19 protein-coding genes, 1 pseudogene and 2 riboswitches are annotated in these 22,253 nt (G+C 27.2%); of the genes and pseudogenes, 15 read left to right on the top strand and 5 right to left on the bottom strand.

Annotated elements, in window-relative coordinates; translation table 11 throughout:
• Positions 1-478: 478 nt before the first annotated feature.
• Positions 479-1,516, bottom strand: coding sequence for a methyl-accepting chemotaxis protein (locus tag CLOACE_RS11990; RefSeq protein WP_479723169.1), 1,038 nt, complete (start codon positions 1,514-1,516; stop codon positions 479-481).
• Positions 1,517-1,681: 165 nt separating this feature from the next.
• Positions 1,682-2,250 (bottom strand): annotated as a pseudogene (locus tag CLOACE_RS12150) (cache domain-containing protein); the annotation flags it as partial.
• Between the two features lie 56 nt (positions 2,251-2,306).
• Positions 2,307-2,391, bottom strand: a riboswitch (cyclic di-GMP riboswitch).
• Positions 2,392-2,680: 289 nt separating this feature from the next.
• Between CLOACE_RS12150 and CLOACE_RS07305 the strand changes: the two are divergent.
• The 7 genes from CLOACE_RS07305 to CLOACE_RS11785 all read left to right on the top strand — a co-directional run bounded on the left by CLOACE_RS07305 (position 2,681) and on the right by CLOACE_RS11785 (position 10,015).
• On the top strand, positions 2,681-3,079 hold the full coding sequence (locus CLOACE_RS07305; protein ID WP_070110450.1) for a hypothetical protein: 399 nt from the start codon (positions 2,681-2,683) through the stop codon (positions 3,077-3,079).
• Between the two features lie 102 nt (positions 3,080-3,181).
• Positions 3,182-4,246 (top strand): efflux RND transporter periplasmic adaptor subunit, encoded by a 1,065-nt coding sequence (locus CLOACE_RS07310; protein WP_070110451.1) that lies wholly within the window; start codon positions 3,182-3,184, stop codon positions 4,244-4,246.
• On the top strand, positions 4,246-4,926 hold the full coding sequence (locus tag CLOACE_RS07315; RefSeq protein WP_070110452.1) for an ABC transporter ATP-binding protein: 681 nt from the start codon (positions 4,246-4,248) through the stop codon (positions 4,924-4,926). The genes CLOACE_RS07310 and CLOACE_RS07315 overlap by 1 nt, the downstream gene beginning before the upstream one ends.
• Entirely contained in the window at positions 4,923-6,110 is a 1,188-nt protein-coding gene (locus CLOACE_RS07320) for an ABC transporter permease (RefSeq protein WP_070110453.1), read from the top strand. Before CLOACE_RS07315 ends, CLOACE_RS07320 begins: the two co-directional genes overlap by 4 nt.
• A gap of 154 nt (positions 6,111-6,264) precedes the next feature.
• Positions 6,265-6,441, top strand: coding sequence for a DUF896 domain-containing protein (locus CLOACE_RS07325; RefSeq protein ID WP_084027579.1), 177 nt, complete (start codon positions 6,265-6,267; stop codon positions 6,439-6,441).
• Between the two features lie 217 nt (positions 6,442-6,658).
• Positions 6,659-8,821, top strand: a complete 2,163-nt coding sequence (locus CLOACE_RS07330) for a YhgE/Pip domain-containing protein (RefSeq protein ID WP_070110454.1) — start codon at positions 6,659-6,661, stop codon at positions 8,819-8,821.
• Positions 8,822-9,865: 1,044 nt separating this feature from the next.
• Positions 9,866-10,015 carry a hypothetical protein gene (locus tag CLOACE_RS11785; protein ID WP_175429448.1) on the top strand — a complete coding sequence of 50 codons (150 nt, stop codon included), beginning with the start codon at positions 9,866-9,868 and terminating at the stop codon, positions 10,013-10,015.
• A 103-nt stretch (positions 10,016-10,118) separates the two neighbouring features.
• On the opposite strand, the gene CLOACE_RS07335 is transcribed toward CLOACE_RS11785, so the two are convergent.
• On the bottom strand, positions 10,119-11,246 hold the full coding sequence (locus CLOACE_RS07335; RefSeq protein WP_070110455.1) for an AI-2E family transporter: 1,128 nt from the start codon (positions 11,244-11,246) through the stop codon (positions 10,119-10,121).
• Positions 11,247-11,508: 262 nt separating this feature from the next.
• On the opposite strand from CLOACE_RS07335, the gene folE reads away from it, so the two are divergent.
• The 6 genes from folE to hydE all read left to right on the top strand — a co-directional run bounded on the left by folE (position 11,509) and on the right by hydE (position 15,701).
• The gene (gene folE / locus CLOACE_RS07340; RefSeq protein WP_070110456.1) at positions 11,509-12,087 is read left to right on the top strand and encodes a GTP cyclohydrolase I FolE; all 579 of its coding nucleotides are present in this window, start codon (positions 11,509-11,511) and stop codon (positions 12,085-12,087) included.
• A 6-nt stretch (positions 12,088-12,093) separates the two neighbouring features.
• Positions 12,094-12,579 carry an HD domain-containing protein gene (locus CLOACE_RS07345; protein ID WP_070110457.1) on the top strand — a complete coding sequence of 162 codons (486 nt, stop codon included), beginning with the start codon at positions 12,094-12,096 and terminating at the stop codon, positions 12,577-12,579.
• A gap of 44 nt (positions 12,580-12,623) precedes the next feature.
• Positions 12,624-13,430 carry a dihydropteroate synthase gene (gene folP / locus CLOACE_RS07350; RefSeq protein WP_070110458.1) on the top strand — a complete coding sequence of 269 codons (807 nt, stop codon included), beginning with the start codon at positions 12,624-12,626 and terminating at the stop codon, positions 13,428-13,430.
• A gap of 118 nt (positions 13,431-13,548) precedes the next feature.
• The gene (folK, locus tag CLOACE_RS07355; protein WP_070110459.1) at positions 13,549-14,364 is read left to right on the top strand and encodes a 2-amino-4-hydroxy-6-hydroxymethyldihydropteridine diphosphokinase; all 816 of its coding nucleotides are present in this window, start codon (positions 13,549-13,551) and stop codon (positions 14,362-14,364) included.
• 19 nt (positions 14,365-14,383) lie between these two features.
• Complete coding sequence (locus CLOACE_RS07360) at positions 14,384-14,629, top strand: TM1266 family iron-only hydrogenase system putative regulator (RefSeq protein WP_070110460.1); 246 nt, start codon at positions 14,384-14,386, stop codon at positions 14,627-14,629.
• Positions 14,630-14,639: 10 nt separating this feature from the next.
• Positions 14,640-15,701 (top strand): [FeFe] hydrogenase H-cluster radical SAM maturase HydE, encoded by a 1,062-nt coding sequence (gene hydE / locus CLOACE_RS07365; protein ID WP_070110461.1) that lies wholly within the window; start codon positions 14,640-14,642, stop codon positions 15,699-15,701.
• A gap of 253 nt (positions 15,702-15,954) precedes the next feature.
• On the opposite strand, the gene CLOACE_RS07370 is transcribed toward hydE, so the two are convergent.
• Positions 15,955-16,542: a thiamine phosphate synthase gene (locus CLOACE_RS07370; RefSeq protein WP_070110462.1), complete on the bottom strand. Its 588-nt coding sequence runs from the start codon at positions 16,540-16,542 to the stop codon at positions 15,955-15,957.
• A gap of 19 nt (positions 16,543-16,561) precedes the next feature.
• The gene (gene thiF / locus CLOACE_RS07375; protein ID WP_070110463.1) at positions 16,562-17,362 is read right to left on the bottom strand and encodes a sulfur carrier protein ThiS adenylyltransferase ThiF; all 801 of its coding nucleotides are present in this window, start codon (positions 17,360-17,362) and stop codon (positions 16,562-16,564) included.
• Between the two features lie 112 nt (positions 17,363-17,474).
• Positions 17,475-17,583: riboswitch (TPP riboswitch) on the bottom strand.
• Positions 17,584-17,729: 146 nt separating this feature from the next.
• Between thiF and CLOACE_RS07380 the strand changes: the two genes are divergently transcribed.
• Together CLOACE_RS07380 and CLOACE_RS07385 are read left to right on the top strand one after the other, a co-directional pair.
• Complete coding sequence (locus tag CLOACE_RS07380; RefSeq protein WP_070110464.1) at positions 17,730-19,922, top strand: cell wall-binding repeat-containing protein; 2,193 nt, start codon at positions 17,730-17,732, stop codon at positions 19,920-19,922.
• A gap of 20 nt (positions 19,923-19,942) precedes the next feature.
• Positions 19,943-22,186 (top strand): cell wall-binding repeat-containing protein, encoded by a 2,244-nt coding sequence (locus tag CLOACE_RS07385; protein WP_101495404.1) that lies wholly within the window; start codon positions 19,943-19,945, stop codon positions 22,184-22,186.
• Positions 22,187-22,253 lie beyond the last annotated feature (67 nt).

The following is a 22,253-nucleotide window of genomic DNA, read 5'->3' on the forward strand; positions in this document are numbered from 1 at the left end:
AAATAGTGGTAACATCTTAGTTTACAGGTTGAATAAAAAATAATGATATAATTTGCAAATAGAAAATAATTAAAAATAAGCTGTACAAAAATAATAAGACAGTGGCATAAAGAGAGTTTGGAAATAAGTCATTTCATTAAGACACTCTAAGAATAAAAAATAAAAAAACTCCTACCCAATTTATGCCCCGTACTTGGGGCGGAAATTGGCTCATCACGTCCTGTGATGAATTACGGAGTTTTTTTATTTTTTATTCTAAGATTGTCTAAAATTCATTCAAATTATTTCCAAACTCTCTTTATGCCACTGTCTTATTATTTTTGTACAGCTTATTTTTAATTATTTTCTATTTGCAAATTATATCATTATTTTTTATTCAACAATTTATTTATATTAAAAAAGTGCCAAAATGCTATAAATTATTAGAAAGAGTGTGTTAAATAATAATTTATGCATTTAGCACTTTAAAGCTTATTTATTATAATGAAAATTGATTTATCCTATCATTAAGTTGTTTGGCAAAGTTATTTAGCTCTTCTGCTAAATCTTTTATATAATTAAGATTTTCATTGGCTTCTACTGTAGAAGCTGTTATTTCCTCTGCAGAAGCAGATACTTCTTCTGTAACAGAAAGCACAGAATCCATAGAAGAATCAACTACATCTTTATTTTTATAAACTTCATCTATCTTTTTTACGTTTTCTTCAATAACTTCAGGCATTTTTTCTATAAAATCAATAACTTTTTTCAATGTATATTTAGTCTCATTAATGGTGCTTACTTGATTTTCAGCAACTTTTTCTGATTTTCCAACACTTTCTACAGAAATATTTATTACTCCTATTAATTCATTTATAAGCTCACTTATTTTATTTACTGCCACTGAAGTTTCATTAGATAATTTTTTGATTTCATCTGCTACTACTGCAAAACCCTTTCCTGCTTCTCCTGCTCTAGCAGATTCTATAGAAGCATTTAAAGCAAGAAGATTTATTTGATTTGATATTTCATCTATAGTACTTACTATTCCCACTATTGTATTTGATTTTTCTAAAAGATTTTGAATATTATTATTAGTTTCCTTTGAAACCTCTATACTTTCTTCATTTTTCTTTTCTAAATCTCCTAATACATTTATTATATTTTTATTTAAATCATTAGCTTCTTCAGCTTGATTTTGCATTGTAACACTATTTTCTTTAATTAAATTTACATTGTCTGATAAAATTTTTACAAATTCAACGCTTCTTTGCATTTCTTTAGCTGTATCATTTATACCTGCTGCTACTTCTTCCATGGCATCTTTTATGTTATTAGAATTTTCTAATGTATCATTACTTGAAGAATCTATAGTAGAAGTTTTTTCTTGTAAATTATTTGATATATACTTTATTGTAAGTAAAATATTCTTTATTTCTTCTAACATTTCATTGAAAACTGATGCTATATAACCCATTTCATCTTTATTATCAATATTTACTTTGCAAGTCATGTCCCCTTTTGAAGCTTTTTCCATAGAATTTACAATTTCATCAAGAGGATTTATTTTCTTTATAATTAAATTTCTTATTAATAAAAATGAAATTAAAATTATTAATATTGTTATAGATAAAATTACAAATAAAATTCTATAAGCAGGTTTATAAAAATCTTTATTATAACAACCTACATTTATGTACCAATCCCAAGGTTCAAAGTAACCTACTGCATTAACTTTAGGTTTTTCATTATTTTCACCAGGGTTTTTCCACCAAAAATGTATTATACCATGGTTTTTGGGATTTTTACCTTCATTAATTATAAGGTCTACTACATTTTTACCTTTAGCATCTACAACATTTGATATGTTCTCTCCTTCTTTAAAAGGATGCATTCTCTCTAAACCAGTACTATCAATAGCATACATATAAGCTTCAATATTTAACTCTAATTTTGAATTAAGACCTCTTGTTTTTCCATCACCTTGCTTATCGTTTAACATTTTAACTCTGATATTTCTTCAGCTTCTTCTCTAGTTAATTTTCCTTTTTGGACTTGAGTTTCTAAACTATCCATCATAGTTAACCCCATTTGTATTCTGTTTTTTAAAGCAGTTTCTCCTAGATTAGTAAGAGCTTTTTTAGCAGTAAAAAATGAAACACAAGCAATTATTAGTACAGAAAAAATTATCAAAATGAAAAAAGATAAGTAAGATAGTAAAAAACTTTTTTTTAATTCATTATTTTTTTTATTAGGTAAACCCTTGACCATATTATTCCTCCTAAAGTAAATTTATGTATAAAAAAATCCAACAATTAATTAAGAAATTAATTATTGGTCGGTTGCACCACTAACTCTAAATTCTCTAGGTGCCCAAAATACAGAGAATTCTTCACAGTTTCCAATTTAAATTGGTAAAATATTAAAATGAAATTACGCACTAATTATATCATGTAATTATTATGATTTCAATAAAAATATTGGAAATGTTTGTGTCAAGTTAAAGTGGGCAATTTTATTTTTTAAATTTTAAAAGGTATTGACTAAATTAGAAAAATTTAATAGAATGTATATAGCGTATATACACAGTATGTATACGATGTTCATATTATATAGAAACAGTATTTTAAATTATTAAATATAATGATAATATATTTTTAATGGGTAATCATTATGTTACATTTTGAAAGGAGATTTTATTATGGAAAATAAACCGAAAAGAGGATGTTTTTTAACAGGCTGGTTATGGATTGGACTAATAGGTAGCTTTTTTGGTATGTTTACAATTTTAACAAATTCTTATATGGTTAAAAGTATACCAGAAATGGTTAATATGCCACTTGCACAACAAATTCTAAATACAATTGTTTCAATTGTGTTTTTTGTAAGTATAATTGGAATTATGCGTTGGAAAAAAGTATATATATATGGATATGTAGCAGCAAGTTTGATTAGTTTTGTTTCTGCTTTTATTAATAATAAGTTTACAGTTGTGGTAGTTGCAAGTGCTGTAATAGGACTGATTTTAAATTTAGTAGTGGCTTATTTTATTATGAAACTTTTTAAAGAAATGGAAACTGAAGAAGAACAAGAAATTTAGAAAAGTATAATAAAAGCCTATAGTAGCAGTTTTATCTATGGGCTTATTGGGATTTGTGTATTATTAAATTAAAGTAAAAAACTTTAGGAAAGGTGAGCTATAATGAGTAAAAGAAAAAATAAGTTAAATAAAAAGCTTATTATTATAATTTCTTTAATTGTTTTTGTAATAGCTGTTCCACTAATAGCTTTTTTAGTACAGAAAAAGGGTGGAAAGGAAGTTAATACTCATATTATTTCAAATAATATTGATAATGCTACTATAATAAATGGAGTTGTATCTCCTGAAGATACTAATAGTATATTTTTAGACACTTCCAAGGGAAATGATTTTTCTATTAAGGTTAAAGAAGGACAATCTATTAAAAAAGGAGATACATTAATTGTATATAGTACTAATGCTATAGAAAGTAAAATATCTTCTATGGAATCTGAAATTAAAAATAATAAAGAGCAAATTAGAGAATTAAACAAAAGTGGTGCAGTAGCTTTAAAAGAGCAATCTAATATGCTTAAAAGTACTGTTAAATCTTTAGAAGATGAACTAAAAGAGCTAAGAAAACAAAAGGATTCGTACATTATAAAAAGTTCTATGGATGGAATAGTATCAGAAGTTAATAGTGGTAATAATAATCCAACTACTCCTATTATTGTTGTAGAAAGTAATAAAAAAATTATAAAGGGAGAATTAACTGAATATGAACTTCCTAATATTACATTAAGTACACCTGCATCTGTAAGCTTAAAGGCTTTAGGAGAAAAGTATTATAATAGTAAAATAATTAAAATAGCTCGCAATCCTTCAAATAATAGTGCTGAAGCTGCATCTAATCCTTTAGGAGGTACTGCCAAAATATCTAATTATGCTATTACATTTACTATTCCTAAAGATATAGAAGGAAAAGTGCAAAATGGATTTCATGCGTTAGTTAAACTAGGAAACACTGATAAAACTATTACCATACCTAAAAAGGCAGTTTATAAAGATGTAGATAAAAATCATAAAATGATTTGGATAGTTAAAGATAATAAGGCTTTATCAAAAAAGATAAAAGTTAAAGATAATGGTGCAGACTATATACTTTTAACGGATATAGAAAATGGCACAAAGGTTATAATAGATGCTCCTGAGAAATTAAAAGAGGGGGACGAGGTGACCTTAAAATAATGATAAGTATTAATAATGTTTATAAGTATTATGGTAAAGGAAAGGACAAGTTCCAAGCGTTAAAAGAAGTTAATTTAGAAATTAAAGAAGGCGAATTTGTTGCTATTATGGGTCCTTCTGGAAGTGGTAAATCTACTCTTATGAATATAATAGGACTTTTAGATAAAAACTTTGAAGGATCTTATAAATTAAATGGAGTTGAAGTTAAGGATTATAATGATGAAAAACTTTCTTTATTTAGAAATGAATCTATAGGTTTTGTATTCCAAAGTTTTAACTTACTACCAAAAATTAATGCCTATCGTAATATTGAATTGCCCCTACTTTATGGACCTAGAATAAGTAAAGAGGAAAAACAAAATAGAGTTTTAAAAGCTCTTGAAAATGTGGAACTTTTAACTCATAAAAAAAATCTTCCAAAAGAAATGTCAGGAGGACAAAAGCAACGTATAGCTATTGCAAGGGCATTGGTAAATAGACCTTCTTTTATACTTGCAGATGAACCTACTGGTGCCTTGGATTCAAAAACAGGAAAATCCATTATGGAACTTTTTACAAAGCTTCATAGAGAAGGAAAAACTATAATTGTAGTTACGCATGATAAAAATGTAGCAAGTTATGCAGATAGATTAATAACTATATTAGATGGAAAAATTCTTAAAGATGAGGTGTTAAAATGAAAAATTTAAAAGGTGTCTTAGAGATGGCTTTTTCCTCTATTATAGATAATAAACTTAGATATATATTAACTCTTATAGGTATTGTTTTAGGAATAAGCAGTTTAATTGCCATAGTTTCTTTAGGAAATGGCGTAGGAGATGATATTAAAGAATCTATAATGAGCAGTGATGGAACTCGTTCTATTTCTTTAACTTTTAATCCTTCAGAAAACTTTTCACCTATGGATAATACCAATGCTTTTAATGATTCTGTTATTGGAATTATTAAAAATGTTCCTGGTGTTAAAAGTGTAGAACAAGAATTTTCAGCTATTACAGAAATGAAAATTAAAGATAAATCTGTTGTGATTAGTGTAAATTGTACTCAAAAAAGTAACAATATTTCTATGAGCAAAATAATTGATGGAAGAAGTTTTAATAACCATGAATTTAATAAAGTTTCAAGAGTTTGTATTATAAACAAAACTTTAAAAGATAAGTTGTTTCAAAACGAAAAAGCTATAGGCAAAGTGGTGCAAGTTGCTGATAAACCAATGACTGTAATAGGCGTTATGCAAGAACAAGGAGCTACTTCATTTATGGATTTTGATAGTATCTACATACCAAGACCAACTTGGAGTATAACTTACGGAGATGATTCTGCTAGAAGTTTGAAAATAGCTGTTAAAGAAGATTATGACATGAAAGAAGTTTCTAAAAAAGTTGTGGACAAACTTAATAAAACTTCAAATTTAGATGGAAGATATGAAGTAGTTGACATGGAGAAAATAGCTAAATCTGTAGGCAAGGTAAGTTCTATTTTAACTGGTTTTATTGCTAGTATCGCTAGTATTTCTTTAGTTGTAGCAGGTATTGGTATAATGAATATAATGTACATGGCTATAATTGAAAGAACAAGAGAAATTGGCATAAGAAGAGCTCTAGGAGCTACTAGTAAAAATATTCTGTTTCAGTTTTTAATAGAATCTATAGTTATATGCCTTATAGGAGGAATAGTTGGAGTACTTTTAGGAATAGGACTAGCTAATGGAATAGCAGCTATAATAAAAATACATGCTAAAACTTCCTTTGGAATTGTAGCATTAGGGCTTGGAACAGCCATATTTATGGGTGTTGTATTTGGAATAAGTCCAGCACTTAAAGCAGCAAAGCTGAACCCAATTGACGCCTTAAGCTATGAATAATTGGAATTTTTTGGACCCTTGGGGTGTAATTATTACACCTCAGGGGTCCAAAAAATTCCAATTGCAATAATTCAAAAGGTATTGCAATAATTGCTTCAATATTATATAGTATTGAAATATAAATATTAAAATACTAAAAATATGGAGGATAAGTATGGAATTCAAAGAAGTTATAGCAAGAATTAATTTTTTGTATCATAAGAGTCAAGAAGAAGGACTTACAGAAGAAGAAAAATTAGAACAAAAAAAGTTAAAAACTTATTATATTGAAGTTATTAAAAATAATTTTAGGGCCCAATTAAATCAAGTTAAGAAGGTTAATAAGAAATAGTATTATTAAAAAAGCTGTAAATAGTATGAGAATTATATAAAGTATTAAACTAAGTTATATAGTTTGGTTCTATGTACAGCTTTATCTTTTTAGTTGAAAAATTTTCATTAAATGTATTAAAAAAGAAATAAAGTCTCTTAAATCATGGTTTTGCAAAATGAATTAATTTTAGGAAGTATAAACATAATAATGTATATAGAAGAAAGGTTGAATTTATATGAAGAACATATTCAGGATCTACAAAAGAGATGTAAAAAATGTAGTTTCTAATTGGGTAGCCTTAGTTGTGGTAATAGGGCTTATGATTTTGCCCGCTTTGTATGCTTGGTTTAATATAAAATCTTCTTGGGATCCTTATGGAAATACAAGAGGGATAGCTGTGGCATTGGTTAATGAAGATGAAGGTGCTGAATTTAGAGGTAAGAAAATAAATGTAGGGGAAGAATTAGAAAAACAATTAAAGAGTAATAAGAATATAGGATGGAAGTTTGTAGATAAAAAAGAAGCAGAAAAAGGAGTAATGTATGGCAAGTATTATGCTAGCATAAATATACCTAAGGATTTTTCTTATAAAATATTATCAATTGTTAGAGAAAAGCAACAAAAGCCAGAACTTATATATTCTGTTAATGAAAAAACTAATGCAGTTGCTCCAAAAATTACTGAAAAAGGTGTAAGTAGTATTCAAGCTCAAATAGGAAAAACTTTTGTTAAAACAGTAAATGGAATAATTTTTGATTTATTTAATAAGTTTGGAATTGAATTAGAAAAGGAAAAACCTCAATTAACAAAAGTCAAGGATTTGATATTAGAAGCAGACAGCAAAGTACCTGAAATAAATAAAGCTATTGATGAATTTTATAAAGGTGCAATAACCTTAGAAGATTTCATAAAAAGATTAGAAAAAGACATGCCAATTTTAGAAGAAACCATAAAAAAGAGTTCTGAAGTTGCAAAAGATGGAGAAGAATTTTTAACTAAAGGAAAAGAAGGAATAAAAAACTTATCTCCGTATATAAAACAAGATTTAATAATGTCAAAAGATATATGTGATGATGTAGAAATTTTAGCAGGTTATGCTGTAGATAGTATTTCTACTAATTCAGTTAGAACAAAAGAGTTTTTAATAAAAATTAACAACAAATATGCAAAAGCAGCATCTAAAATAGAGAATATTAATAAGGTTTTAGAATCTTTATATAATATTTCAAACAATAAAGTAATCTACAACATGATGAATAAATTAAATACTATTAAAGGAAGAATAAATAATCAAATAAACTTAGTTAATTCAGCTATAGCTGCTATTGATAGAGGAGAAAAACCTTCTGTAGATTTATTAAATAACATTAAAATAGGAGCTAGTGATATTAAAAAAGCTTTAAGCTATATAATAGATAATTATGATAGTGAAATAATTCCTAATATAAATAAAACTGCAGATAATTTAATTGTAATAGCAGATAATACATTAAAATTACTTCAATATGCTCAAAGGGACTTACCAATAGCACAAGACCTTATGGGAAAAGCTTATAAAGGAACTGAAAAAGGAATAGAAGATATAAAATTATTAAAAGAAAGAATGCCTGGTATTGAAAAATCTCTACATTCATTAGCAGAAAAACTTAAAAAATTAGACGATGATGAAAGTGTTAATGAAATAATAAAATTATTAAAAAATGATGCTAAAAAAGAAAGTGAGTTTTTAGCTAATCCTGTGGACATTAAAGTAAATAGGGTATTCCCAATTCCTAACTATGGTTCAGCAATGACACCATTTTTTACAACTTTATCTTTATGGGTAGGAGCTTTAATAATGGTTTCTATTATTTCAGTTGAACCTTTGGTATTAGAAGAGGGGAAAAAAATAAAGCCCTATGAAGCTTATTTTGGAAGATATCTAACATTTTTAACTATAGGTATTTTTCAGGCTTTAATAGTTACTTTAGGAGATATATTTATACTAAAAGTGTATGCTGTTAATAAGTTGTTATTTGTATTGTATGCATTATTTATAAGCATGGTGTTTTCTATGACTGTATACACGTTAGTATCTGTATTTGGAAATATAGGGAAGGCATTAGCAGTAATACTTTTGGTTTTACAAATATCTGCTTCAGGAGGAACTTTCCCAATACAAGTAACACCACCATTTTTTCAACACTTAAATCCTTTCTTACCATTTACTTATGCTATTAGTGGTATGAGAGAAGCAGTAGGAGGAGTACTTTGGAATCTTTTATACTATGATGCTGGAATATTATTAATATATTTTGGAGTATCAATAGTGGTGGCATTATTATTAAAGAAAAAGATAAATGCTTTAAACAAAGGATTTGTTGAAAAGTTTAAACACAGTGGCTTAGTAGGACACTAATGTTTTAGTAATCTATTAATAAGGACTTATAAAAAAATTTTCGTAAGAAAATTCATGCGATAGCATTTGGATTTATTGATTTTTTAGATTAATAACAGTACTTTATATTTTAAAATTATTTACGACGATAGCCATTTAGTTGTAAACTGTTATTACTTAAATTATAATTAGTGCATATATAAACTATAATTTAATACATACTTGTAAAATAAAGCCCACTAATTTAAATTATAAGTTATTAGAAAGAAAAATATAGATGTTTATTTTTTATAAAAATTTGATATAATATAAATAAGAAAGGCTTAGTGCGTCAACACTAAGCAATCCTTAGAACATTTATTTTGTTTTAGGGCTATTGAATAAAATTAATTAAATATTAATTAAGAAAAAGTGCTAATCTTGGTTGGATGGTGCACTTTTTTCTTTGCTTTTAACTTCTATGTGAATGCCAAGAAATTTAATCTTGATAATTAACTTAGAAACAAATAGATTATGTTTTAAAACTAATCTAATAATATAGATTGTAGCAAAACTTTTTATCATTAATTTTAGCATATTCAATACCACCCCCTAGCTATAGTGAAATAGTTCACCAATAGCCCAGGAGGATAAAACGTTCAAAACCTCCGTAGCCATCCTACTACGGCATTTCTATATTATAACTTGGATATTATACCACAATTATGTAGAATAAATATAGTGGTATTAAATGGAAAAACCTCATTTGTAGTAGGTACAGATAGCCTTATTATAAATAAATAATATTTTGGGTTTTATCCATTGAAATTACTTGGTCAGCGGTATTTTTACAGGATAAAATACCGTATCATAAGTAATCAAATATATTAAGTTAAGCAGAGAATGTTTTCAAAATATGTTGTATAATTGGAGAAGCTTAAATAAATATTAATCAAATTTTTAAGTATAAGGTAAAACTATAATTTAATACATACTTGTAAGAAAGTGCGACCTTATTTAATTAAAATCCAAATCTTTTGAAAAGTGATAATGGATGGAAACATTAAAATAAAGGAGTGGTGAGGTATGTCATTTAGTATTGTCCTTGTAATGTTCGCAATTATAGGCATAATACATGGAATAATTAAGAAAAATAAATCTTTAGGAATAGTTTCCGTAATTGTGTTGATTATGATTATTGCTGTATGGGTATATTTTTATAATAACCCTTATTAAATTTTAGAAAATAAATAACCCCAAATGCTACCGCATGAATTTTCTTACGAAAATTTTTTATAATCGTCATTAATAATATCCTACCTCTAACTTCGCAATAATTCTATTTTGAGGATTTTTCAACTTCTTTGTTAGATATACCTTTGTCGTAGCGTAATAAAAATTTATCTAAGTACATTTTTATTACTGCCATAATTGGTACAGCTAAAATCATGCCTATTGGACCATAAAGTCCTCCACCTAAAGTAACAGCAAATATTATCCAAAAAGGGCTTAAACCTACTTTTCCACCTATAAGTTTTGGATCTAGATACCATCCATCAAATTGTTGAAGTAAGAATAAAAATAAAAGTACAAATAAAGCCTTTATAGGACTAAAGAATACATTTATTATAAAACCTATCACCATACCAATAAAAGGTCCAAAATAAGGTATCATATTAGTTATTCCAACAATTAAAGCTATAAGTAGAGAATAAGGGGACTTAAGTAAGGTAAGTCCTATAAAAGCCAGTATAGCTATAATAGATGAATCAATGGCTTTGGTTCCTATATATAATCCAATCATGTAGTTTAAGTTTTTAAAGAAGTTTATAAATTTAAAACCTTTGTCCTCTTTTAATACAATATAAATAAATCTTTTGCCAGATTCTATGAATTTTTCTTTGTCTGCAAGAATGTATATGGATATTATAAATCCAAATACCCACTTTATAAAGTAGTTGGTAAAGGATAATGTTTTTGATATTAGTGCATTTAAAGTTGTAGATAATATATTACTTGCTTTAGAAATTAAAAAATCAGGTTTTAAGTCAAAATTTCCAGAGTAATTCATTAAATTATTTATTTCTTTATTAGTTAATATTTTATTAAACCATTCTTGGGATGCAGTTGCAAATTGTGGTATACTCTTTAAAATATCTAAAAGGTTAGAAGATATTTTAGGCAATAAGTAATTTATAAATAGAGAAAATCCTAATATAATCACTACATAAGTAAGCAATAAACTTATTCCTCTTTTTAATTTAAATCTTTTTTCAAAGCACTTCATTAAAGGATTTAGTATGTATGCTATTATAAATGCAAAAATAAATGGAGAAATTATAGAAATTATTTTGTTTAATGAAGTTAAAAATATTTGGTAATTGTTTATTAGTTTTATTAATATAAAGCTTATTACTACAGCTAATATTAAATCAAAATATTTAATTTTGTCTTTGTAAGTTTTCAAAACCGTCACCTCTTTTTACCAGATTTATTATAATTATAACCAAGTTTAAAGAAAAAGTATAACCAAGTTTAAGGAAAAAGGTTTAAATTTATTGTAAATTTTTAAAAATTCCACTTAGATAATATAAATCAAATAAAATATTTTGCTTTTAATTTATAATGTAAGCTATTTTGTATATAATAGAAATATGTTGTAATATTAAATTATTATTTTAAATATAGCTTAAAAGCCGTATTTGGTTATTGTATGAGGGGGAATAAAAATGGTAGATGAAGGAAAAATAAAAGAAGCAGTAAAAATGATAATTGAAGCTGTAGGAGAAGATCCAACTAGGGAAGGACTTTTGGAAACTCCAGATAGAATAGCTAAAATGTATAGTGAGATATTTTCTGGTATAGAGGAGTCACCTAAGAAGCATTTAAGTAAAGTATTTACAGTAGAAAGTGATGATTTAGTTATAGAAAGGGATATTAATTTTTATTCTATGTGTGAACATCATTTTTTACCTTTCTTTGGCAAAGCTCATATAGCTTATGTACCTAATGGAAAAGTGGCAGGTCTTAGCAAATTAGCTAGAACTTTAGAAATTTTTGCAAAAAGACCTCAACTTCAAGAAAGATTGACTTCTCAAATTGCGGATGCACTTATGGAAAATTTGAATTGCAAAGGTGTAATGATTATAGTAGAAGCAGAACATTTATGTATGAGCATGAGAGGAATTAAAAAGCCTGGAAGTAAGACTACAACTATGGTGATTAGAGGGATTTTTAAAGAAGATTATAAGCTTCAACAACATGTTTTAAATATTATAAATTTTAAAAGAATTGAAGATAGGGCTTAAATTCCTATGGAAAGATTTAATAGTATATTAAAACATGAAAAATTTAAAGAATATTTAAATAAAATAAATAATTTAGAAGTGGATAGAATACTATGTCACCATGATATACAACATTTTATTGATGTAGCTAGAATTATGTATATAATTGCTTTAGAAAATAATTTTCCTTTTAATAAAGATATAATTTATGCTTCAGCATTACTTCATGATATAGGAAGATGGCAGCAGTATGAGGAAGATATTCCTCATGAAATTGCTTCTTTTAACTTAGCAAAAGACATTTTAAAAGATTGCCATTATAATGAAGAGGAAATAGAAGAAATATTAATAGCTATAAAAAATCATAGAAATAAATATAATGAAAAAGGCTCTTTAAGTGAGCTTATTTATAAAAGTGATAAATTGTCTAGAATGTGTTTTAATTGTTTGGGACAAGAAGAATGTAATTGGTCAGAGTATAAGAAGAATAATGAAAATAAATTTAAATATTAATTTAAAGGGGGGAAACCGAATAAATTTATAATTCGGTGAAGAAAATGAAGATAGGAAATAAAGAATTTGAAATAGGAAAGAAAACTTACATAATGGGAATATTAAATGTAACACCAGACTCTTTTTCTGATGGAGGAAAATTTAACAGCATAGATAATGCTATAAAACATGCTAAGGAAATGATAGCAGAAGGAGCAGACATAATAGATATAGGGGGAGAGTCTACTAGACCTAATCATACTGCAGTATCAGAAGAGGAAGAAATTAAAAGGGTAGTGCCTATAATTGAAGCTTTGTCCAAGGAAATAGAAGTGCCTATTTCTATAGATACATATAAGAGCAATGTAGCAGAATTAGCTATTAAAGCTGGTGCTAGTTTGATAAATGATGTTTGGGGATTTAAAAAAGATAAAAACATTGCCAATGTAGCAGCTAAATATAATGTGCCTTGTTGTTTAATGCATAATAGAGAAAATAAAGATTATAAAAATTTAATAGAAGATATGGTAGAAGATTTAAAAGAAAGTATAGATATTGCTTTAAATGCAGGAGTTAAGAAGGAAAATATAATTTTAGATCCAGGTGTAGGTTTTGCTAAGACTCTTGATGATAATTTAGAAGTTATGAATAATTTAGAAAAATTTACGGAGCTAGGATATCCTGTTCTTTTAGGAACTTCTAGAAAATCTATGATAGGACTTACTTTAGATTTACCAGTAGATGAAAGAGTTGAAGGAACTGTAGCCACTACTGTTATAGGTGTTATGAAAGGATGCGATTTTGTAAGAGTGCATGATGTTAAGGAAAATTTAAGAGCTGCAGCTATGACAGATGCAATTGTAAGAAAATAATAGCAATGAATTTTAAGAGTAAATAATGTTACTAGAATTTAAAATGAATATTTTTATACAGTATAAATAAATTAAATTTTGTTATAAATGAAATTATAAAAAAGATAGTGGTGATAAAATGGACAAAATATATATTGAAGACTTAGAAGTATACGGTTATCATGGTGTAAATAAAGAAGAAAAATCTATGGGACAAAAATTTTTAATTTCCGTGGAAATATTCACGAATTTAAGAAAAGCAGCTTTAGAAGATAATATTGAAAGTACTATAAATTATGCTGAATTGTGTTATGAAATAGAGGAAGAATTTAAAAAAGAAAAATATGATTTAATAGAAAAGGCAGCGGAAAAATTAGCAAATTACATACTTTTAAAATATTCATCTGTAGAAAGAATTAAATTAAATATTAAAAAACCTTGGGCACCTATAGGAAAGCCTATAAAATATGCAGCAGTAGAAGTAGATAGGAAAATACATAAAGCCTATATTGGAATAGGTTCTAATATGGGAGATAAAAAGAAAAATTTAAATGAAGCTATAGAAATTTTAAATGATAATGAATTTATAAAAGTTACAAAGATATCTAAATTTTATACCACAAAACCAGTAGGATATTTAGAGCAAGATGATTTTTTAAATGGAGCTTTAGAAATTGAAACTTTAATGGAACCAGAAGAATTAGTAGATTTTTTACTTAATGTTGAAAAAAAGCTTAAAAGAGAAAGAATAATAAAATGGGGTCCTAGAACTATAGATTTAGATGTTTTGCTATATGATGATATGGTTTCATCTAATGAAAAAATAATATTACCTCATCCTAGAATGCATGAGAGAATGTTTGTGCTAGAACCTTTAAATGATATAGCACCTTATTTAATACATCCTTTACTCAATAAAAGAATATTTCAGTTGAAAAATATTTTAGAAAAATAAGTTTTAGGGGTGAATTGTTGTGGAAAAAAGAGTAGGTGTAGTTGGAATTGTTATAGAAGATAGAGAAAGTGCTACTAAAGTAAATTCTATATTACATGATTATAGTGAAATAATAGTGGGAAGAATGGGAATACCTTATAGGGAAAGAGAAGTTTCCATTATATCTTTAATTGTAGATGGAACATCAGATAATATAAGTGCTATGACAGGTAAATTAGGAAAAGTTCCAGGAGTAAATGTAAAATCAGCTATGGCAAAAAAATAGGAGTGAATTTATGAGTACTTATAAATTAATAGATAATATAGTAAATGGATATAAACCTAATTTAGAAGAAGTTAAAGGCATATTAGATTCTTCAAAAGATGAAACAGAGTATTTATTTAATGCTGCAGATAATATTAAAAAAGAAATTTATGGTAATGAAATTCATTTAAGAGGAATAATTGAGTTTTCTAATTATTGTAGATGTTTATGTGAATACTGCGGATTAAATGGAGAAAATAATGGTATTACAAGATATAGAATGGAATTAGATGAAATTATAGAAAATGCTAAAGAAGCAATAGATGCAGGTTATAAAACAATTGTACTTCAATCAGGAGAAGATTTGTGGTACACAAAGGATAAAATAACTTATTTGATTAAAGAAATAAAAAAATTAGGAGATATTGCTATAACTTTAAGTGTAGGAGAAAGGCATTATGAGGAGTATAAAGCTTGGAGAGAAGCAGGTGCAGATAGATTTTTAATAAAGCACGAAACAGCAGATGAGAAATTGTATAATAAACTTCACCCGCATTCTAGTTTAAAAAACAGAGTACAAGCGTTGAAGTGGCTAAGGGAATTAGGTTATGAAGCAGGAAGCGGTTTTATGATAGGACTACCTTATCAAACTACAGAAATTATAGCAAAAGATATACTTTTACTTAAAGAATTAGGAGTAGCTATGGCAGGCATAGGACCTTTTATACCTCACCCATTAACTAAGCTTGGAAATTTTCAAGAAGGCAGTATACTTATGACTTTAAAGGCAGTAGCTTTATCCAGAATAATAATAAAAAAAATAAATCTTCCAGCTACTACTGCTTTAGGAGTTTTAGCAGGAAACAAAGTAGTAGGAGATGGAGAAAGTGATTTTATAAATCCAAATTTACCTTTTAAATCAGGAGCTAATGTTTTAATGAAAAAAGTAGAGCCGTATAAATACAGAGCTTTATATGATATATACCCAAAAAAGCAGCCTAAAATTAAAACTATACTAGAAGAGAGAAAAGAAACAGAAGAATTCATAGAATCCATGGGATTTAAAGTAGGAAAAACCAAAAACCCTGAGTAAAAAATCTCAGAAAAAAGCAATAGGCACTATAGGTACTCAGCACTCTATAGAATAAGCTCTATAAACTCTTCAATAGAAAATTAGATTTTACGTGAAGAACTTTTCACTGTTTGAACGTAGTGAGTTTGAAAAGTTTAGTAAAATCTAATTTTCTATTGATTAGAGTTTAAGAGTGAAATTCTCCTAAGTGCTGAGTACCTATAGTGCTTATTGCTTTTTTCTGAGATTTTTTACTCAGGGTTTTTGGTTTTTCCTACTTTAAATTGGAAACTATGAATTCTCCATTATCACATTCCATGGCAGAAGACATTATTGCTACACCAGAGGCGCCAGATTCTATAACAGAAGAAACATTTTTATTGTTTATTCCTCCTATAGCTATTATAGGTATAGAAATATTGGATTTTATATTTTTTATAAAATCTAAACCTCTTGGCTTAAGACCTTTTTTGCAATTTGTTTCAAAAACGTGACCAGCTAGTACATAGTTTGCTCCTAATTTTTCTGCTTTTATAGCTTCTTCTAAGCTGTGAATAGAAACACCTATAGCACCTTTAAAGTCTATTTTTTCATTTTTAAAAGTATTAAAAGATAATTGAACACCAAAAGCTTTTGATTCTTTTGCTACTTCAATGTTATTATTAATTATCAGAGGTATATTATATTTATCTGTTACTTTTTTCAGGGATAAACATATAGATAAAAGCTCCTGTGAGGGTAAATCTTTTTCCCGAAGTATTATAGCATCAGCGCCTCCTTTTAAACATTGTTCTACTTTTTCGCATAAATTTCCACTTTTAATTAACTTTCTATTGGTAACTACATAAACTAAATTAGTCATTTATACATACTCCCAATCTTTAAATATTTTCCAATATAATTCTTAAAACAGCATTAGCTTGATGACTTGCTGCTATAGCTACTCTTGGAGCCATAAGCCCGCAGCCAGGTTTGCTTTCAGATACTTTATCACCAACTAAATAAAAATTATTCATTATTTTTTCTGTAACTATAGTGTTACTAGAAAAATATCCTGCCATACCAGAAGAAGCTATTATAATTTTATCCTTCATTTTTTGAAGAATAAAGTTTACAAGTAATGCTTTATATTTAGCATCATCTAAAGCTTCAATTACTATATCTGCATCTTTAAATAAAGAATTTATACTATTTTCATCTATAAATTCATTCCTTGTTTCTAGTTCTACATAGGGATTACAATTTTTTATTATATCTTTTATAGCTTCTGTTTTTTTCATTCCTATGTGTTTTATAAAATACTGTTGTCTATTTAAATTACTAGGTTCTACTACATCGTAATCTATTAAAATTAGCTTTCCTATACCTACTCTAGCTAAAAATATAGCAGCATTTGAACCTAAGCCTCCAAGACCAGCAATTGCCACAGTATATTTTTTTAGCTTTTCATGTACAAAAGGAGTGTGCCTAGATACAAGAGCACATTCTAGTTCTTCTTTAGAGGGCACTTCTCCTTTTTTAATTAAAACGATTTTATCATTTTCTTTTAAATTCACATTTTCTTTTATAGGAAAACTATTGTATATTACTATATCTGCATCCTTTTTTATATTGTGTTTTATATCAAGTACAGTGGTTTTTTCTGGCACATTATACTTTTTTTCATTTACATAAACTATCAATTTTAGATACCTCCTACAAAAGGGATTATTTTTACTAGGGAATCAAAGCATTTCTCATTTTATAATAGCTTTTAAAAGTAAATAAAAAACGCAAATTCATAGAGAATTTGCGAAGTTTAACAAATTACATCCCTACGTTAGCATTAACTAAATCAGGTTATGAGGGTAAAGGATAACATCCTACTCTCAGACTATCTATACAGTCTCCCCTAGTACTTGTTGCCCGAAATAAATATTTAATTATTCATACATAAATTAGCATAAAAATTCAGAAAAGTCAATAAGTAAAAAAAAGAGCTTAATTTTTCTTTTTACTTTACGAATACAAATAGTAGAGGATAATTTTAAAAAGAGAGGAAAAGCATATATGTTAAAAAATAAAAAAGCTTTAATTATTTCAATTCTTATTTTCATAGGTAGTACTGTAACAATAGGTAATAAAGTTCAGGCAAAATACATAGAAAGAAAGAGGATATGGGGAGAGGATAGGTATAAAACTGCTGTAGAAATATCGAAGGAGCATTGGAAGGAATCTTATTATGCAGTGTTAGTAAATGGAACTAACTTTCCAGATGCTTTAAGTGCAGCTCCTTTAGCTAGAAAATACGATGCACCAATACTTTATACAGATACAAATTATTTAAATATAAGTACAAGAAAAAGACTTATAGACCTTAAAGTAAGAAGGATTTTTATAATAGGAGGTAAAGGTGTAGTATCACAAAATGTAGAAAACGAATTAAATAATTTAGGATTTATTACAGAGAGATTTGAAGGAAAAGATAGATACGAAACTTCTACTAAGGTAGCAGAAAAGGTGGGAATTTCTAAAACTATATATTTAGCTACAGGAGAAGACTTTGCAGATGCTATATCTATAGCACCTATTGCAGCTAGAGATAAAAGACCTCTTCTTTTAGTTCCAAAGGATCATTTGCCTAATGTAACTAAGGAAGTTATAAAAAATAAAAAGTTTAGAAACACTTATGTAGTTGGAGACCATAATATAATATCCGATAATGTAGTTAAGGAATTTGATAATGTAGATAGAATAGCGGGCAATAGCAAATACGACAGAAATGCCAATGTAATTAATAAATTTAATGATGAATTACATTGTAAAAATATGTACATTGCTTCAGGAGAAAAATTTCCAGATGCTTTAGCAGGAGCAGCAGCTGCAGCTAAAGAAAAATCACCAGTTGTTATTATTAATCCTTGGGATACAAAAAAAGCTCAAGAGCTAATTCATGAAAAAAATGCAGAAAAAATAAAAATATTAGGAGGATACGGAGCAATACCAGATAGTGCTGTTACTGAAATAGCTGGAAATGAAGGTATAGTAGATGGCAGAGTGTCTTTTTCAGATGATGAATTAAAATGGGCAGTTGAAAATGAAGTAGGAAAACATTATGGTAATATATATAGGAGTGATGTGTTAAAAATAACTTCTTTAGAAGTATATGGAAGAGTAGAAAAATTAGATGGCATAGAAGAACTGAAAAATTTAAAAACTTTAAAATTAAATTATAGTAAAATAAAGAAATTAGAGCCTTTAACTAAATTAAATTGTTTAACAGAACTTGAATTAATTAGCGGAGAAATAGAAAATATAGATGAATTAAAAAAATGTTATAATTTAAAGAAATTAACTTTAAATGATAATAAAATAAAAGATATAACTCCTTTAGAAAACTTAGAAAATCTAGAGTATTTATATTTAGAAGACAATGAAATAAGAGATATAACTCCTTTGAGAAATTTAACTAATATTAGAGAATTAAGCTTAAAATACAATGAAATAATAGATATAAGACCTTTAGAAAATTTAAATAAAATAAGAATTTTATATTTAAACGGAAATGAAATATCAAACTACGATGCTATATCTAGATTTTATAAAAAATTAGATGAAAAAGATTTTTATCTAGAAGATTCAAACTCAGAAGATTATGATGATTTAGATGGTACTTCTGAGGAACAAATACAACTTTTTGAAAATAAGTATAACAATACTTATAATCCTTATAAAGTATTGTATCACTCTTGTAGTGACTACTATTTTGTAAAAGAGCTAAATAGATTATCTAAAATACGAAGTGAATTACTTAGAGAAATAGGAGATGAAGGCTTTACAATAAGCTTTAGAACTATAATAAAAGAAAGCTTAAAAAATACGGAAAATCAGTACAACTTAACAAATCAAGAATACAATATGAATAAAGAAATTAGAGATTTAGAACAACAACTTAGTATGGCATTAAAAGAAAAAGAAAAAAGAGAAATTAGAAATAAAATAAATGCAACTTATGCAGAATACAGATATAAATACTATAGTTCAAAATTAAATTACTTAGAAGAACAAAGAGAAAATTTAGAAAATAAAAAAGAACAGCTTATAAGAGAAAGAATTTACTCTAATGAAGATAAAATAGAAAATATAGAAGAAGATTTAAAAGACAATAAAAAAGAATTAAAAAAAGTAATAGATAAAAAGGATAAATATTATAAATTAAGAGAATTTTTTAATATAGTAGATTCAATATTATTTCAAGATTAGCAAAAAAGTGAGGTGTAATTTTGAATAAAAAGAAATTAACAGCATTAATAATAACAGCATTATGTATAACATCAGCAGCAAAGGTTTCTGCAGCACCTTCTGTAAAGAGAATTTATGGACAAACTAGATATGAAACTGCAGCAAGTATTTCTAAAGAAGGTTGGAAGGAAAAATCCAATTATGCAGTAATAGTAAATGGAGAAAACTTCCCAGATGCTATAACAGCAGCACCTTTAGCATCTAAATATAAAGCTCCTATACTTTTAACACCTAAAAATGAACTAAGTCCTTTTACTTCTGTAGAACTTAAAAGACTTGGAGTTAAAAATGTATTTATTATAGGTGGAAAAGGAGTAATATACCAAAATGTAGAAGACGGAATAAAATCTATGGGCATAAAGGTTACTAGATTAGGAGGAAAAACCAGATATGAAACAGCTCTTTTAGTAGCAGGAAAGGTTGGAAAATCCAAGCAAATTGCAGTAGTAGATGGCACATCTTTTGGAGATGCAGTATCTATAGCACCAATAGCAGCTTTAAAACAAATGCCTATAATATTAGCTCAAAAAAATTATATACCTGATGATGTAATGAAGTATTTAGATAAGCAAAAAAAGGCAGAACAAATTTATGTAATAGGCGGAAAAGACTTTATAAATGACAATTTAATTAAAAAAATTCCTAATAGTAAAAGAATAGCAGAAGGAGGAATGTATGATAAAAATGTTCAAATAATAAATGCTTTTAAAAATGAATTAAATTTAAATAACTTATACATAGCCTCTGGAAAAGACTATGCTGATGCCTTAGCTGGTTCTGCTTTAGCAGCACAAAATGCAGTGCCAATACTATTAGTAGATAATACTATGCCAGAACCTTCTAAAAGATTTTTACAATCTCAAGTTATAAATGAAATAGGAGTTTTAGGGGGACCAGCAGTAGTAAATAGTTCAGTAATACAATCATCTAAAGATTTACCATTAGAAGTAGCAGACGTTAATAATATAGTTAAAAATATATATCAAAATGAAGAATTTACACCACCTAAAACCATGATTATAACAGCATCAGATAATTCAAAAAAAGAAATGCCAGTTGATTGGAATCTAAAAAAAATAGACACTACAAAACCAGGCATATACACTTTTAAAGGTTCTATTGAGGATTATAACAAGGATATAATACTTACTTTAATAGTAAAACCTATACCAGACAAAATAGATGATATTAAAGCAGAAGCAGAAACTAGAAGCTCTTATAATTTACCAGACACAGTTACAGCTACTATGAGCGATGGAAGCTTAGGAGATGTGGATGTTAGCTGGGATTATGGAACTCAAAAGAAACCAGGAATTTATGAATTTTTAGGTACTGTAGATAGATATAGTAAGAAGATTAAGTTGACTTTAACTATTAAACAACAGTATGGCCAAAATATAAAAAGTATAAATAATTTAAAATATATAGTAGATAAAAAGTCTGATTTTACTTTACCAAGAGCTGTAACAGCTACAATGCAAGATAATTCAAAGAAAGGAGTAGCTATTAGTTGGGGAACTGAGAAGAAATATAAATACTATGATGGTGTATATATTTATGAAGGTATAGTAAAAGGATACAATAAAAAAGTTTCACTTATGCTTATAGTTAGAGATGAAAATGGTATAGATCCTAATGATCCTATATATCCAACTAAACCAGACGATCCAAACAATCCAACTAACCCAGATAATCCAGAAAATCCAGGTGAAAGCATTAAAAATATAGGTGAACTTGAACCAATAGTTCAAGGAGATCCATATCCAACTACAGTAATAGACCCTGATACAAAGAAACCTGCACAAGTTACTTGGACAAGATCTATAAATATTGATACTACATTTGTAGATGCTGACAATATAGATGATTGCAGAGTTGCTAAGGTTACCTTAGAAGGAACTATAGGAGGAAATAAAAAGGTTAAAGCTACAATTGGAATAATTCCTAAGATTTTAGGAATCACAACTGAGTATAATGGCACTAATATTGTACCAGCAGTTATACCTATAGAAAGTTCTGGAGTCTATGATATGTCTAATGCAACACAAAAGTTAAGAGCAGTTATAATTGGACCAGATGGACATACTAGAACAACTAAGAAAGTAAATGTGCTTTTATGGGATCCTCCATATATAGATATTGGAGATTCTCAAAATTACTATGTAAGAGCAACAATTAATCATTTTAGTAATCCTATTATGGTTACATTGCAAGTTAGACGTTAAGGTCTTTAATATAAAAGGAGCAGATGTAACTGCTCCTCTATATTAAAAATTAAGTTTAAAAGACTAT

Origin of the sequence: Clostridium acetireducens DSM 10703 (assembly GCF_001758365.1) — a bacterium.
Classification (GTDB): domain Bacteria; phylum Bacillota; class Clostridia; order Clostridiales; family Clostridiaceae; genus Clostridium_C; species Clostridium_C acetireducens.